Genomic DNA, 14,672 nt, shown 5'->3' on the forward strand with positions numbered 1-14,672 from the left:
TCGTTGTGCAGATCATTATTGCGTATAAGGGAGACAAAACGCCCGAGGTAGAAGCCGAAGCGATGGTGAGAAAGCGGCTCGAACCATGGTTGAGGCCAATACGTCGCTCGAAGCTATTCAGTGGGCGCGCTCGCTAGACTACAGCTGGCGCGCTGCGATTTGGAAAGCCTGTGTGGCTGAGGGTCGATGCAAGAAAGCGTCGTGAGCGACGCAAAACTGAATCGGGTAGGCCGGATCTACAATGCTGGCGTGCGGACAACTAATAAGGTTAGCCAAATCGTTTGGCTGCTTTTTGGGATGATGCTAGCTAGTTGGTTGGCAGGCTGATCCGAAGCGCGACAAGCTTCGTCATTCAGGGCGGGGAAAACAGTGTTCAACAGTCGCCGCCAAAAAATCTATACTGCTGTATATACGCAGTCTGTAAAGTTTTTTTATGATCGATACCCGTATTGCCAAGCTTTTCAAAAATGGGGCCAGCCAAGCAGTACGCTTGCCGCTGGAATTTCTTCGAGTTACTCCGTTCCATTGATGTGCCGGACGAATTTCTTGGCGACCGCCCGTTGAACATGGCGCCGCAAGATCAAGGGATTTTGGGTGATGAACTTCCCTTGAAGAACCAAGCGTGTCGGTAACTATGCTGTATCTCTTGGGCACCGACATCACCAGCTATCTAATCAAAGACAAGTCGCCCGCGATTGAGGCCAAGTTGGTGAGTTTAGTACCAGCGACGGTCTGTATTTCGGTGATGCCCCGGGCCGAACTGCTGTACGGCCTGAAGCGTTTGCCTCTTGGGCATCGTTTGCATTTGGCGGTACGTCAGTTCCTCAAAATCGTTCGTACTTTACAGTAGGACGCCGAAGCGGCTGATTGGTATGCTGAGATTCGTCACCAGTTGATCAGCACCGGGCAACCTATTGGCGAGATGGACATGATGATTGCCGCGCACGCGCTTTCAGCGGGTGCGATATTGGTCACCAACAACAGTCGCCGTTACGATCGGATCGAAGCGCCGCTCATCCTGAAAAACTGGGTATAGTGCACGAGGCGACTTGAGTCGGCAGGTGGTGTGCGATTCACAGACATCGTTTCAACTAAAATGAGGCGATGGACCGAGAGATCGCCGCGCGATTACGTTGGGTGCACATGTATCACGAGGCCGGCAACGCCGGCCCCGTGTGCGCTCGGTGTGGCATCTCCCGACCGACACTTCGCAAATGGCTACGTCGCTATCAGGAAACCGGCGAAGCAGGTCTCTAATCTCAAAGCCGCTCGAAGTCCAGGCCAAAAGGTTTCTGAGGCCGATGCAGTCGCTTGCACAAGTGATCGATGTCCGCCTTCGTGGTGCCGATCTTGCCGAGCAGTTTCACCTCGCCCATGCCGAGCGCATAGGCGACCGTGATCGAGTCTGGCACAGGCGCCGCATTCACGCACGCCCGGCCGCTGTGCGCTGTGTGGACTCGACCCAACGGAAGGTCAAGTTGAGCCGTTCAGCAGCCAGTCCAGCAGCCTTCGGCACGCGGTGCTTCCATTCAGCCTGCGTCCGGCCTCGCATCACGAGCAAACTGCCGCTGGTGAGCCTGAGCCTATGCACGACCCCGGTCGCATTATGGCGCAACTCGAAGGTGCGCGCCGCCCCGAGACTGAGTGAGCCAATGATAGGCTGCTGGCCCAACGACGCTTCGTCATCGGCGTGCCAACCCATGCCATCCTTGCCGTGACGGTAGCGATTGAGTAATACGCTATTGAACCGCGTGGCGGCCACGCGCTCCACGATTCGACGCAGCGCCAGCACCGTGGGCGTCCATCGCGCCGGCACGTTCACAATGCCGGAATATACATAGACGACGTCGGGATCGCCCTGCCAAGCGGTCAACCGCGGCAGCGGAATGCGGCCGCGCGGCGTGTTGATCCAGTCCTGTCGCCACGCGACCTCGTCCATAAGCTGGCGCAGCGAGTCCGCCACCACGGCAGGTGTGAGGCAATTCGGATACCAATCTATGTCCGGTTTCGGAACGTCATCAAAAAGATCCAGCATAGAACGACGAAACGACGCATGAGCCCTGATAGTATCCTTTTTGTCCCAACCATTCAGGATGCACACCATGTCGGTAGAACAGATCCGGGCAGCGGAAACGCGGGCCATGCAGCGCGTGGTGACCGCGACCCTTGGCGTGCAAAGTGCATTCGCCGCGCTGCAGAAACAATTCCCGCCTGAAGGCGACGGCCGCCCATCGGGCTTCGCGCTGAGTACCTTTGACGCGGCACTGCAGGAACTGGAAGACGCCCAACAGGCGTTCGACGAAGTGCTCAGCTCAATGCTCGACGGCCTGGGCTGAGCAACGCAGCCAGTGTCGCAAACGCTGCGCCAGCGTGCACGGCGCGATGGGAGGCTGCGCCTGTTTGCCGTGCGGCTCGAGCGGCGACGCGCCGGGGGATGCGGCCGTCTTACGGTTTAGAATTCACCGCGGCGCGCCCGCGCCCGCGCCGCCTTGACGTCCGCTTCCCGTTGCGCATCGCGCACATCCGTGCGCCGAGCGCGCTGCGTCAAGCTGTTCGACAACATGCGCATGGTCGACGTGCGCCGCCGCACCGTCAACTTGCCGACATCGACCGTATGCGCGACTGGCCCAAGCGCCCATTGCAGCGCAAGCAGCCATCCAAGAACCGTCCACCCCAGGCAGACATTGAACAGAGCCAGCATCAACGTATCCGGCCGCTTGCGCCGGTCAGCCACGATCGACGGGGCAAAATACAACAGCAACACCGCCAGTGCCTGGACCAGTTGAATGATTGTGATCCTCATGTCCGACACTATAGTCGAGCTTGCCCCGTGCCGCAGCACGAGGACCGGCGATGCCCGGCGCCGAACGCCGAAGCCGCAACGAACAGGCGTGCGATCCGCCATTTGACAAACGGACAGGGCGGCTTCCTGTATGCTCACCACTCCTGCCGGCCAACCTGGCCGTTGAAATGGTCAGTACCCTCTCACAACGCTGTATGAAGTCCAAGCCAATTCGCACGCCGCAGCAGCCGGCTCGCGGCACGCATCCAGGTGCGCCGACGCCGGATGCGCTGTCGGCCAGCAACTCATGGGCCGCGCCGCCCCTCGCGCTACGTCGCACTGCACTTATCGTACTCGCCGCCCTGCTATACCTGCTGCCCGGCATACTCGGCCACGCGCCGTGGAAGCAAGACGAGACCTATTCGTTCGGCATGATCCAATCGTTCCTGCACGGCAAGGACTGGATCGTCCCCATCAACGCTGGGCAGCCGTTCATGGAGAAGCCACCGCTGTACTACTGGGTCGCAGCGCTGGTAGCCGGGAGCCTGTCGCGATGGCTGCCGCTGCATGACGGCGCCCGGCTCACGACGGTGCTGTGCGGCGCCGTCACACTGCTGGTGTTAGCGGCGTGGAGCCGCCTGCGCGCGCGCGACAAGAGTCATACCGGCGGCGCAGCAGCGCGTGAGTGCCGCGATCCATGGCAAGCGACGCTCGTCACACTGTCGCTGTTCAGCGGCACCCTGATCATGGTCAAGCACGTACACGACCTGTTCACGGACGTCGCACTGGTAACCGGGACCGTCTGCGCACTGTACGGCTTATACCGGATCGCACTGCGCATGCAGGCTGGTCACAGCGCAACGTTCACCGACGTGGCATGGTTCGGCATCGGCACCGGCATCGCGCAGATGACCAAGGGATTGTTCATCCCCGGCGTGCTGGCGCTGACCGCGGCCGCATTACCGGCGCTCACGCCCGCGTGCCGCTCGCGCCGCTACGTCGCGGCGGTGGTGCTCGCGATGGGGCTAAGCGTACCGTTTTTTCTCGTCTGGCCGGCACTGCTCGCCCATCGCTCGCCTGAGCTGTTCATCGACTGGTTCTGGGACAACAACGTGGGCCGCTTTCTCGGTTTCTCAGTGGATCGGCTGGGCTCCGACAACGATCATGCGGTGGTACTGCGCGCGCTGCTGATCGGCGCGTTTCCGAGCGGTCCACTGGCCCTGTACGCACTCGCACACGGCGGCTGGCGCAAGATCACCCAGCCGGCGACCGGCATTGCGCTGCTTTTCTGCGTGTTCGGCATCGGACTGCTCAGCCTGTCAGCGACCGCACGGGTGCTGTACCTGTTGCCGTTCGTGGCTCCACTCGCCGTGCTCGGCGCGGATGGAGTGGCCCAATTGCCCGCCGCGCTGCGACGCGGATGGAGCGCGCTGAGCCTCGTGCTGTTTACCGCGTTCGGCGCGTTGGCCTGGTTCGTTTGGGCGGTGATGATGCGGCCGATCGCGGCGCACGACGCCGCCCGATGGTTACAAAAGTGGCTGCCGCTGGACTACGTGGTTCCGTTCCAGCCGCCAGCGGTGGCGCTGGCCATTGCGTTGTGCATCGCCTGGTTCGCCGCATGCCAATATGCACGACGGCTCGGACCCGCCCAAGCGCCATTTGTCTGGTGCGCCGGCGTGACGCTCGCCTGGGGGCTTGTCTTCACGTTGCTGCTGCCGTGGCTGGACCGCGCAAAGAGCTATACGCCAGTGTTCGAGCAACTGGCCGCGTCGCTCCATGCCGACTGGCACAGCGGCGATTGCATGGCCAGCGTTGGCCTCGGCGAATCGGAAGCGCCAATGCTCGAATACGTGACCGGTATCGTGCATCGGCCTGTGCCGCTCGACATGGCCGCGTCGAGCGCCTGCCGCTGGCTGATCGTGCAGGATGATACGTCGAAGCTGGACGCAGGTTACGACGGCTGGAAGCGCGTGTGGCAAGGTGCCCGCCAAGGCGATACGCACGAGCGCCTGCGCGTGTTCGTGCGCGAGGACACGCGATCGTAGGCACACAGGCCGCGACACGGGTACGCGCAACAGTGTCGGAATTGTAACCAATTAACCAATATATTTTAGATTGGCGCGCATCAAGAAAAAATATGACTGATCTTCGCCCCTTGTTGACGTACAATCTTTCGGATGGCTTTCATCTAACGTGGATCACGACTAACTGACCCGCCGATGGATCTCGACTTCAACGACGCTTTTAATGCCGTCAAGTTCGCCGTTTATGCCACCGACGGCCGACACTCCGTGCAGGCCGCTGCCGCGCCCCCGCGGCCCGCGCGCACCGGTCACGTCGTTTGTAACGCTGCATTCGCGCCAGCAAGCCGAACCACGTATGATGATCTGCCGCCGGAGGTGATCCAGCAAATCGCGTCGTACCTGTCGTGCGACGATATCGCACAGCTTTCCGCGCTGAACCAACGCTCCTATGGGATCCTGCGCGAACGACGACTGGCATGGCGCAACTGCCGACGGGCCGAAACGATCGTGGACCTCGCGTCGCTGCAACAGTTGCTCGACGATACGCAGGACCTCCAGTTCGAGCCCAGCCTGCGCACCGACCCCGTCGTGGCGCTCTGGTACCGGCTGCCATGGCTGCCGGCCGCCGAACGACCGGAGGCCTTCAAACGCCTATTCCGCGCGGCAGACGGAATCCCCCGACATGGCCATGTCATCCAACAACTGATGATCGTATCGATTGCCCAATACGCACCGCAACAGCGCGTGGAATTATTCGACTTCATGCAGGCGATTGCCGAGCAACATCGGAACGGCCATCAGAACCTGTGGGCGTCGCTTGCCTCGACGCTGTCATGCCTGCCATTGGGGCCGTCGCAATTCGCGGCGCGGTATCAGGCGCTGTTGGGCCGCCTACCCTCGCTTGACCAGACGCAACAAGCCGAACTCATCGCCGTGTTGGCGACGCAACTATCTGTATTGCGCGACAGCAGCCACGGCGCGGCCCTCGACGTGTCGATGGAATACGGAATATTGCAGGACTGGACACGGCGCCTGCCGCCCTCGCTTCAAGGTGCGCCAGTCGGCGCATTAGCCGCGGCTGTGAGCGGACTGCCCGATGCACAACGCCCGTTTCGCTACGCAGACATGCAGCAGCTGGCGTTGGGGCTGCCATCCGAACAGCTGATGATCACGCTGCAACAACTGCTGCTGGGGCTGACCACCTTGCCCGCAGCGCAGCACGCCGACAAACTCTCGATGCTGGAGTCCGCACTGTTGCGCACGCCCCCTCCGGTGCGCATACAAGCAGTCCACCGGCTGATCGAAACCACGCCTCGGTTGCACGACACGCTGTCGCGGCAGATTTGGCAGCGTGCGCTGCGTTTGCTCGATGGCAGTGACACAAACGGCGTCGATGCGCTGGAAGTGCTGGATGCGGCCCGGCGCGATGGCGTGATTAACATGCTGGGCAAAGGACAACGGCAAAATGCCGTGAGAGAGACAATAGCCTTTGTCCAACGCAACCACCTCACCAAGCAAGCGGGTGCAGCACTGCTTGCCTGCTTCATACCGTGACCGCGAAATCCGGTGGTGGCCGGCAACAAAGTGTCCACTTGGAGTGATCCGTCTATCAGCGCCTGCGCCGGTAGCATGTGACGTTGTGTCACCAGGTCACCTCTGTATGGCAGCGTGCGCATTCTCTCGCACGCTGCCCACGCGCACCGTTGGAGGGTTATTTCTCGGGCGAGGCCGGCGGCGTCGGTAGGTCAGGCCAACGCGGTTCTGTCAATTCTGGCTCGACTCGGATTGGCGTCAGCCTTGAACCCCGTCTCCGCACATCGCCATAACCAGACACCGTCGTCTCCGATACGCTGGTCCGCGGCAGATGGAGCACGCCATCGTCCTGCGCGAAAACACTATCGGCCGACTGGCGCCTTCTCGGCTGCCATGTCGGGCCCGTCCGCAAACAATTTTCGGCTTCTTGCAACAGTGCAAAGGTTAACTGGCACGCTCGTTCGAGGCACTCGTCCTCTGACAGACCTTCCCGGAACGGATTGCTTAGCTGGTCGAGCCAACTGCGGTCCAACTGGCGCGGCATCGATATCCAGGTGTCCTCCTGCTGCACAAGCACGCTGTCCGCCGGTGAGTCGCGCGTCGTGTCACCCATCATGTCCAGCTCCAGGCCGCTATCGCGTTCTTGCAACAATGCATCGGATCGTGCGATCGTTCGACTTGGCTTCTCCTTGTGTGACAAACCGCCAACGGATGCATCATCGCGCGACGCATAAAGCCACTGGAGGCCTCCTCGGAGGAGTAACCGCGATACTTCGTCCAGATAAAACAAGTCTCGCCGTGAATCACCCTCTTGAAAGCCGCGATAGCTTTCCACCTGGATTCGATTGGCAAGCGTGGGATGCACATTCAGGCGGCTCAGTTCAGACGAAAACGCCTGCTCCTGAACGTCTGAACCATATGCGATAAACAGCCGAGGCGCGTCAGCTACCGACAACGCATCGACTAGCGCGCCTGCCGACCATGGCGGTGCCTCGCTGCTTTGGGCGCAGAACGAATCATTGGCGCAACGTCGGATATCGCCAGCGACATCGTACGGCGACTGCCACAGACGATCGAGCTCGGTAGGCAAATGGCGCGTGGCGTCAAGACCAAGATCGGCATCCAGGTGTAGGAGCCATTGCGCGCCCAGCTCCCACGATATCTCGGCAGGCGGCTCCCGATGTTCGGCACGCCCGTCCGGCCCCAAGACCGGCGAGAGCATCGCCATGCCGGCGAACCCGTGAGGCCTCGTTTTCAATAAATCCATTGCATGACCGGCCACACGTGCACCGTGAGTGACAAGGTACACTGGCGAGCCACGCCTCTGATGCGCATCTAGATAGTTATCAATGAAACGCATTGCCGTTCTCCCCGCATGAGGGCTGCCCCAGAAATCGCCCAATCCCGATCCGGTAGGATGGACGAAAATCAGATCGGACACGTCGAGCAACGTAGAGACGTTGTCATATCGATCCCAGCATTCTCGGCCCGAAAGGTTCCCGACGATAGGACCGACCGTTGCCAGCAACAGATAGCCGGTAGAACGCAGCGGATCCTGTCGAACGCTGTCACCGAACAAGAAGGTGACTGGGCGGGACGAGGGTTCCGCATCGCGCTGGGTATAGGCCACGTAGACGATCCGGTCGTCGTCGGATGCGCCCTCAATAGGCACCATGCCGACGGTAGCCGCTAAATCCCGTGTTCCGTCACTGGCCTGCATTTGAAAATAACTCGTGACAGCTTCCCCGAACAGCCCTGAAGCAGGCTTTTCGGATGACGCCGAAGTCGGCCCTTCGGACAGCACCGAAGCCGAGTTTTCGGAGGACATCGAAGCCGGCTGCTTGGACAGCGCCGAAGTATGAAGGACGGTCACAGTCCGCGTATCAGGCTGGCCGGCAACCATCGCGTCGCCGACACCGGGCTCGCCTCCCCCTCCGCCACACGCATTCATGGACAGCGCAACAGCGATCACCATTGCGCTGGAGGATACTCGACCTGGCTTAATCAACCGGCAAAGACATTTATTTAATTCCATTTTCATGATGGTCACCATTTTAAGTGGTTAAAAGCAGCCCTCCGAAGAACCGGATAATCTTTAAAAAAGACCGACGGCCTTCTATTAAATGTTAGACGCAGAGCAATAGCGCTGCCTCGGCACCGGCGTGCGCGTCAACTCATTTGCTGGCTGAACTGCATGTAATGCAATTGAAAGTATGAGGCGCGAAACGTATCACGCGCGAAGCGCCAAGTAAAGATCAATAAGGAAACAATCGTTGCTTATATAACGATTTGGGCGAAATATATGAACCAATCAAGTCACCCACACCGGTTTTATTGGTATAGTACAAATTGGGTCTTTCTGTTTTGGATTGCTAACTCATCGGACAATATGGATTAATTTTCCGCGACATCACGGTAGCCGGCATGATATGCCTGCTTCACAGCTCAGTTTTACCCATGTCTTGGTAGTCCGGCCGGGCTGAGTCCGGCACATTTTTCCGGGCATCCGGGCATCACCGGTCGATGTTTCCGAAAGCGGATTTCTGTTTGCTTAGGCGCCACACAGCACCCTTTCAACGCCCATCACTTCGCCTTCCCGTCGCTTTCTTCGGCATCCCTGTCGTCGCGCGAGGTGGGATTGCTACGCTTCACGCTGTATTCGCGTTTTTTGATTGCTCGATATCGCAAACACCATCTGGGGGGCGCTTGGATATTCTGCTGTTTGCCTCGGCCTATAACGGCATGGTCCAGCGTGTTCATCGCGAACTCATTGCACTGGAGCATCGCGTCTGCATTGAATTGTCGCCGGACCCGGACACGATGCTGGCTCGCGCTGAACAGGTCAATCCGGATATGATCATCTGTCCATTCCTGAAACATCGCATTCCCGACACGGTATGGCGCGCCTGGCCGTGCTTGGTCGTGCACCCGGGAATCGAGGGCGATCGGGGGCCGTCCGCGTTGGATTGGGCGATTACCCACCGGCAATCCGAGTGGGGCGTTACCCTGCTGCAAGCCAGCGCCGAAATGGACGGCGGCGATGTGTGGGGGACGCACCGGTTTGCGATGCGCACGGCCAGCAAAGGCAGCATCTATCGACGTGATGTCATACCCGGCGCGGTGAAGCTCATCCGGCAGGCACTGGTCGATTTCGCGAATCCGCGGTTCCGGCCGCATCCGCAAGACTATTCTCGCCCGTCGGTCAAGGGCCGTCCCCACGTGCTGATGCGACAGGATGCACGCCGCATCGACTGGAGCACCGACGACACCGATACGATCGTCAACCGCATCCATGCGGCTGACGGCTTCCCCGGCGTGCGTGACGAGATCCATGGCCAGCCGGTGTATCTGTTCGGTGCGGTAGCGGATACGGGCATCGCACATGAGGCCACGCCGGGGGCATGGCTGGGCCAGCGGCACGGCGCGGTGTGCCGCGCCACGCGGGACGGTGCCGTATGGATCAAGCAGATGAAGGCGGGGAGCCGCGGTCCAGGCGCCGGCATCAAGCTCCCGGCGATGCTGGCGCTGCGCGCCGCGTTCGGCGACGCAGCCTGGCTAGAGCAGTTACCCGAGATGGACTCGCCTGCTATCGAGGATATCCGCATCCATGTCGAACATCGGGTGGCATACGTCGAATTCGACTTCCACAACGGCGCGATGAGCACCGGCCAATGCACGCGCCTGACTCATGTGCTTGACGCGCTGAGTCGGCGCCACGACGTGCGCGTGATCGTACTAATGGGCGGCAACGATTTTTGGAGCAACGGCATTCATTTGCACTGCATCGAGGCATCGCCGGATCCGGCCGGCGAGTCGTGGCGCAACATCAATGCGATAAACGACTTAGTGCGCACCATCCTGCTGACCGAACGCAAGATCACCATTGCCGCGCTGCGCAACAACGCCGGCGCCGGCGGCGCCATCATGCCACTGGCATGCGACTTCGTGCTGGCCCGCCGCGGCGTCGTGCTCAATCCACACTACCAGACAATGGGCTTATACGGCTCCGAGTACTGGACTTACCTATTGCCGCGTCGCACCGGCGCCGCACGAGCGAAGGCCCTAGTCGACGCATGCTTGCCGGTAGTGGCGGACGAAGCGCTAGGCATGAACCTCGTCGACCACGTGCTGCCAGAGGATTGGACTGAATATCACGCTTTGCTGTCACGCCATTGCCAGACGATCGCGCAGGACGAACGGTTCTCGACGTATCTGAACATCAAGGCGCGCGTGCGAAGCATGGACGAACGACGCAAGCCGCTGCAAGCCTATCGGGACGAAGAATTGCAGCGGATGAAGGCAGCCTTCGATGATCCGGATGCCAGCTACCACGCACTACGCTACCAATTCGTTCACAAAATCCCGTGTGCGGCAACGCCGCTACACCTGCTTGGCGACGTCGGCGTGCGGCAGTCGCACAATACGCAGCACCGACAGGAGCCGTCGCCCGTTCAAGCGTAACAGCCGGCCGGCACGGATTCATCGCCATCGCGACATATTGCGACGGCAATGCCATCGCTGTCGTACGCATACAACAGCCACCACGTCAGAAACACGCTGGTTCCAGCGTTCGCGCCTGGCGCGACGCCGGCGGTGCGCACCCACGGCGCACGCGTTGCCGCGCGCGCGACGGCATACGCGACGCAAGCGACGGCCCGGCCGCAGCAAGCGCACGACAGCGACCGCTGCAGCTGCCCCCACGGACGGCTGTGCTGCGTCGACGCGTGTTGCGCCCTGCCATGCCGCACGTGCGCCAACGTCCCTCCCATGCTGTCTGTCCGGCGCTCGCCGCCGGCGGGGACCGACCGGTTCCGTACTTTCATTCCGTCGTTCCCCAAGCGTCCTCCCCGGTTCATCCACATCTAGCTCAATCATGGGCGCCCACGCCTGGCATAGCCGGGCGCGGGCGGTCCGTGCCGCAACGCTCGCTTTCGTCGCGCTGTCCTTCATCGGCGGCGTCAAGGCGCTCGAGCATGGCGGATTTGGCTGGCAGTACATTGTGCATAACGGCGCGCTGCTGCCATCCCAGGCCGCACTGATCCTGGTGTGTGCTCATGTTACGATGCCCACCGCGGCCGCGCGGCTCGCCACCCGGCTCGGCAACGCAGCGCTGTCGCTGTTCGCCATCCATTTGCCATTGTTTCTCGTCTTCACCAAGCTGGGAAAGTTGCTGGCGATCGGCATGGACCCGCTACAATGCGTGCAGCAGTTCACGGCATGTGTAAACGCGTCACGCGACGTCGTGCCGTCGATGGCGCTTTACCCGGCCTATCTGGTTGGCACTGTGGTGGCAGCAGTGGTGTGCCAGGAGCGGATCGTCGCACCGTTGCGCGACGCATTGCGCAGCCGGCTGTCGCGCGAACCGCTCCAGCATCGCGCCGCTGGTCCCTCAGGCGGGCAGGCCGGTTAATCCATCTCGCTCGCTTCCCGCCGTCTGCGCCGCAAGCCATGCCAGGTATTTTGCATGCCGAATCAGTACCTCCAACGTGCGAGCGCGCACAATCAGCGTAGTCGCATTCGGGCTGCGGGTCTTGGATACCGTTTTTTCCGCCAATTGCACCTGCTGCCACCGGGTTTTTTATTGCCCGGCGCCGCCGATTGGTGCTCCGCCGTAGTGTGCAGCGCCTCCAAACCGCGTTGCACAGCGCTTCTTTGTGTGAACGCTGCGTTTTGCACGCACTTTTTCACGCTGTTAGAGGCACCGGCGTTTTGTCGGGTGCCGCACAGATCTCGCGAGTACGGACTGGTCTACTAGCTTCGCGCACGGGGAGTGCCGCCGCCGGGATTTGGACGACCCGAGCCGGAAAATGATTGATACCGGAGCATCCGATGAAAAACGAATTAAGACAGATCATCCAGGAAGTCGCTCACCTGGAATTATCCGTTGACCGCCTTTCCGACAGTGACGACCTCTACGAAGCAGGTTTGTCGTCGCTGAACACGATTCAATTGATGCTTGCGATCGAAAAACACTTCAACGTCGAAATTCCCGACCGCATGCTGAATCGCCATCTGTTTCAGAGCATCGATTCACTGGCTGAGGCCGTCTCGCAATTGCAGCGCGACGTGCAATCAGCATGAGCGTTATCCAATCCGCCAACGGTGGTGAGCCGGTGCACGCCATTGCATTGCCCGAACCTGACGCGCACCCGTCGGGCGCCGGCGAGCACGCGTTGGACCAAGCCGCGATCGCGGTGGCGCAGGTCGCGGCGCGTTTCGCCGATGCCGTGGACCGCGAAGCCAGATTCCCAAGCGAAGCCATCGACGCCATGCGCGAGCATAGGCTGCTCGGCGCGATGGTGCCCGTCGAGTTGGGCGGCATGGGCGCGTCGCTGGAAGCGGTCGCTTCAGCGTGCCGCATTCTCGGCCATGCGTGCTCGTCCGCCGCGATGATCTACGCGATGCATCAGATCGAAGTGATTTGCGTACTGGAACATGCGATGTCGGTGCCGTGGCATCGCGGGTTTCTCCGACAGGTTGCCGAGCATGAGTGGCTGCTGGCGTCCGCGACGTCCGAAGATGGCGTGGGCGGCAATTTGCGCAACAGCCGCTGCGCGATCGAACCCGACGGCGACGGTGCGTTCACATTGCACAAGCGCACGCCGACGATCTCCTACGGCGCCTATGCCGACGCCATTCTGACGACCGCCCGGCGCTCGCCGGACGCGCCGGCCGTGGAGCAGGTGCTCGTGACGATTTTGAAAGACGACACGACCCTGACTCGCCGCAGCGGATGGGATACGTTCGGCATGCGGGGCACGTGCAGCGAAGGCTTCGTGCTCGAGTCGCGCGGCCGCCAGGAACAGGTCTTCCCCGTACCGTTCGGCGAGATCGCCGAGCGCACGATGGTGCCGGCCTCCCACATTCTGTGGTCGTCACTGTGGACCGGCATCGCCAGCGACGCGTTTTCCCGCGCGCATCGCTACTTCCGCACACAGGCACAAGACAAGCCGACCGGCGCATCGCCCGCCGGTAGTCGAATCGCCGAAGCGCTCGGCCTGCTGCAAGCCATGCAGGGACGCATCGACAGCGCGCTGCGCGTCCACGCGCGCGCCAGCGCATCGGCCACGCGCTCGTGGTCCGAGACAATGGCAGACGCGGCTCAGATCAACACGCTCAAGACTTACGTGTCCATCACCGCGCTACAGGTCGTGATGCATGCGGTGATGATTTGCGGCATGGCGGCGTACAAGAACGGCACGCCGTTCACGCTGAGCCGGCACATTCGCGATCTCTATTCTGCACCCCTTATGATCAACAATGACCGTATCGATGCCAATACGGCCAGCCTATTGCTGGCGCAACGGCCCGCTTCGCTGGAGAAAGAATAATGGGTGATATCACGTTGCAAAACCCACCGGCGCACGCGGCCGACATCGATGATCGGCACGGCGTGAACGCACTACGCGATGCGCTCGTGGACGCGGGCCTGTTAATCCCGATGGGCGTGCAAGGCCTGTATGGCAGGAGCGAAGTGTTCGAGAACGTGATCGGGGCCATCGATGCATTGGTCACGCGCCTGGGCGCTGATCAGCACGCCGAGGTACTGCGCTTTCCGCCCGCAATGAACCGGACCGATTTTGAGCATAGCGAATACCTGAAGGGATTTCCGCAGCTCGCCGGGACGGTCCATAGCTTCTGCGGCTCGGAGCACGAGCATCAACGTGTGCTGCAATGCCTGGACCGGGGCGAGGATTGGACCGAGTTCCAAAAGCCGACCTACGTGGTCATGACGCCGGCTGCATGCTATCCCGCCTATCCGGTCATCGCGCGGCGCGGCGCGCTGCCACCGCAGGGCAGGACGCTGGATCTGTTCTCGTATTGCTTTCGCCACGAGCCGTCGCTGGACGCAACCCGGATGCAGCTGTTTCGCATGCGCGAGTATGTGCGCCTGGGTACGCCAGATCAGATCCTGGCATTTCGCACCGAGTGGATCGAGCGTGGCAAGCGAATGATGGCGATACTGGCGCTGCCGCACGAAGTAGACTTGGCCAACGACCCATTCTTTGGCCGCGGCGGCCGCATTGCCGCGTCGAGCCAGCGTGAGCAAAACCTGAAATTCGAAATGCTGGTGCCGATCGAGAGCAACACCCGACTCACTGCCTGCCTGAGCTTCAACTACCACATGGACCACTTCGGCCTGCTGTGGGGCATTAAGACGAGCGATGCCGGCGTCGCGCATACCGGTTGTGTAGGTTTCGGCATGGAACGCCTGGCGCTCGGACTGTTCAAGCATCATGGGTTCGGTGTGCAGGCGTGGCCAGAATCGGTACGCAACGCGCTGTGGGGGAGCTAATGAATGACGTCGTCTCGCCCATGGCCACGCCGCACGC

At 61.2% G+C, this 14,672-nt stretch carries 14 protein-coding genes and 1 pseudogene; 11 read left to right on the forward strand and 4 right to left on the reverse strand.

The annotated features are described in order from the left end of the window. Positions 1-646 precede the first annotated feature (646 nt). From RA167_RS14945 to RA167_RS14955, 3 genes and pseudogenes are all read left to right on the forward strand, one after another. A complete protein-coding gene (locus RA167_RS14945; protein WP_217697113.1) occupies positions 647-850 on the forward strand; it encodes a hypothetical protein in 204 nt (67 codons plus the stop codon). 42 nt (positions 851-892) lie between these two features. After that, a complete protein-coding gene (locus RA167_RS14950; protein ID WP_217697114.1) occupies positions 893-1,036 on the forward strand; it encodes a type II toxin-antitoxin system VapC family toxin in 144 nt (47 codons plus the stop codon). A 68-nt stretch (positions 1,037-1,104) separates the two neighbouring features. Then, positions 1,105-1,254, forward strand: a pseudogene (locus RA167_RS14955) (helix-turn-helix domain-containing protein); the annotation flags it as partial. A gap of 5 nt (positions 1,255-1,259) precedes the next feature. On the opposite strand, the gene RA167_RS14960 reads toward RA167_RS14955, so the two are convergent. Both RA167_RS14960 and RA167_RS14965 read right to left on the reverse strand, forming a co-directional pair. Continuing rightward, positions 1,260-1,412, reverse strand: a complete 153-nt coding sequence (locus tag RA167_RS14960; RefSeq protein ID WP_175972470.1) for a hypothetical protein — start codon at positions 1,410-1,412, stop codon at positions 1,260-1,262. Between the two features lie 11 nt (positions 1,413-1,423). Continuing rightward, a complete protein-coding gene (locus RA167_RS14965) occupies positions 1,424-2,035 on the reverse strand; it encodes an alpha-ketoglutarate-dependent dioxygenase AlkB family protein (protein ID WP_076788413.1) in 612 nt (203 codons plus the stop codon). A gap of 67 nt (positions 2,036-2,102) precedes the next feature. On the opposite strand from RA167_RS14965, the gene RA167_RS14970 reads away from it, so the two are divergent. Beyond that, a complete protein-coding gene (locus tag RA167_RS14970; RefSeq protein WP_076788704.1) occupies positions 2,103-2,336 on the forward strand; it encodes a hypothetical protein in 234 nt (77 codons plus the stop codon). A gap of 116 nt (positions 2,337-2,452) precedes the next feature. On the opposite strand, the gene RA167_RS14975 is transcribed toward RA167_RS14970, so the two are convergent. Continuing rightward, positions 2,453-2,803, reverse strand: a complete 351-nt coding sequence (locus tag RA167_RS14975) for a superinfection immunity protein (protein ID WP_076788415.1) — start codon at positions 2,801-2,803, stop codon at positions 2,453-2,455. Between the two features lie 194 nt (positions 2,804-2,997). Here RA167_RS14975 and RA167_RS14980 point away from each other — a divergent pair, with 194 nt between their 5' ends. Next, the gene (locus tag RA167_RS14980) at positions 2,998-4,827 is read left to right on the forward strand and encodes an ArnT family glycosyltransferase (RefSeq protein ID WP_237574302.1); all 1,830 of its coding nucleotides are present in this window, start codon (positions 2,998-3,000) and stop codon (positions 4,825-4,827) included. Between the two features lie 174 nt (positions 4,828-5,001). Continuing rightward, positions 5,002-6,360, forward strand: coding sequence for an F-box protein (locus tag RA167_RS14985; RefSeq protein WP_076788418.1), 1,359 nt, complete (start codon positions 5,002-5,004; stop codon positions 6,358-6,360). Positions 6,361-6,517: 157 nt separating this feature from the next. On the opposite strand, the gene RA167_RS14990 is transcribed toward RA167_RS14985, so the two are convergent. After that, positions 6,518-8,392: an acetoin dehydrogenase E1 component beta-subunit gene (locus RA167_RS14990; protein ID WP_076788420.1), complete on the reverse strand. Its 1,875-nt coding sequence runs from the start codon at positions 8,390-8,392 to the stop codon at positions 6,518-6,520. 653 nt (positions 8,393-9,045) lie between these two features. On the opposite strand from RA167_RS14990, the gene RA167_RS14995 reads away from it, so the two are divergent. From RA167_RS14995 to RA167_RS15015, 5 genes are all read left to right on the forward strand, one after another. Further along, positions 9,046-10,800 carry a hydrogenase maturation protein gene (locus RA167_RS14995; RefSeq protein WP_076788421.1) on the forward strand — a complete coding sequence of 585 codons (1,755 nt, stop codon included), beginning with the start codon at positions 9,046-9,048 and terminating at the stop codon, positions 10,798-10,800. Positions 10,801-11,212: 412 nt separating this feature from the next. Beyond that, positions 11,213-11,749 (forward strand): acyltransferase family protein, encoded by a 537-nt coding sequence (locus tag RA167_RS15000; protein ID WP_175972489.1) that lies wholly within the window; start codon positions 11,213-11,215, stop codon positions 11,747-11,749. 419 nt (positions 11,750-12,168) lie between these two features. After that, the gene (locus RA167_RS15005) at positions 12,169-12,420 is read left to right on the forward strand and encodes an acyl carrier protein (RefSeq protein ID WP_076788423.1); all 252 of its coding nucleotides are present in this window, start codon (positions 12,169-12,171) and stop codon (positions 12,418-12,420) included. Beyond that, positions 12,417-13,670, forward strand: coding sequence for an acyl-CoA dehydrogenase family protein (locus RA167_RS15010; RefSeq protein ID WP_139337210.1), 1,254 nt, complete (start codon positions 12,417-12,419; stop codon positions 13,668-13,670). Before RA167_RS15005 ends, RA167_RS15010 begins: the two co-directional genes overlap by 4 nt. After that, positions 13,670-14,635, forward strand: a complete 966-nt coding sequence (locus tag RA167_RS15015) for an amino acid--[acyl-carrier-protein] ligase (protein WP_076788424.1) — start codon at positions 13,670-13,672, stop codon at positions 14,633-14,635. The genes RA167_RS15010 and RA167_RS15015 overlap by 1 nt, the downstream gene beginning before the upstream one ends. Positions 14,636-14,672 lie beyond the last annotated feature (37 nt).

Origin of the sequence: Mycetohabitans endofungorum, assembly GCF_037477895.1 — a bacterium.
GTDB lineage: Bacteria > Pseudomonadota > Gammaproteobacteria > Burkholderiales > Burkholderiaceae > Mycetohabitans.

What these genes read in the sequence shown, in the direction of transcription:
- RA167_RS14975 (WP_076788415.1), bottom strand. Translation starts at nt 2,803, where the DNA reads ATGAGGATCACAATCATTCAACTGGTCCAGGCACTGGCGGTGTTGCTG.
- RA167_RS15010 (WP_139337210.1), top strand. Translation starts at nt 12,417, where the DNA reads ATGAGCGTTATCCAATCCGCCAACGGTGGTGAGCCGGTGCACGCCATT.
- RA167_RS15015 (WP_076788424.1), top strand. Translation starts at nt 13,670, where the DNA reads ATGGGTGATATCACGTTGCAAAACCCACCGGCGCACGCGGCCGACATC.
- RA167_RS14965 (WP_076788413.1), bottom strand. Translation starts at nt 2,035, where the DNA reads ATGCTGGATCTTTTTGATGACGTTCCGAAACCGGACATAGATTGGTAT.
- RA167_RS14985 (WP_076788418.1), top strand. Translation starts at nt 5,002, where the DNA reads ATGGATCTCGACTTCAACGACGCTTTTAATGCCGTCAAGTTCGCCGTT.
- RA167_RS15005 (WP_076788423.1), top strand. Translation starts at nt 12,169, where the DNA reads ATGAAAAACGAATTAAGACAGATCATCCAGGAAGTCGCTCACCTGGAA.
- RA167_RS14980 (WP_237574302.1), top strand. Translation starts at nt 2,998, where the DNA reads ATGAAGTCCAAGCCAATTCGCACGCCGCAGCAGCCGGCTCGCGGCACG.
- RA167_RS14990 (WP_076788420.1), bottom strand. Translation starts at nt 8,392, where the DNA reads ATGGTGACCATCATGAAAATGGAATTAAATAAATGTCTTTGCCGGTTG.
- RA167_RS14970 (WP_076788704.1), top strand. Translation starts at nt 2,103, where the DNA reads ATGTCGGTAGAACAGATCCGGGCAGCGGAAACGCGGGCCATGCAGCGC.
- RA167_RS15000 (WP_175972489.1), top strand. Translation starts at nt 11,213, where the DNA reads ATGGGCGCCCACGCCTGGCATAGCCGGGCGCGGGCGGTCCGTGCCGCA.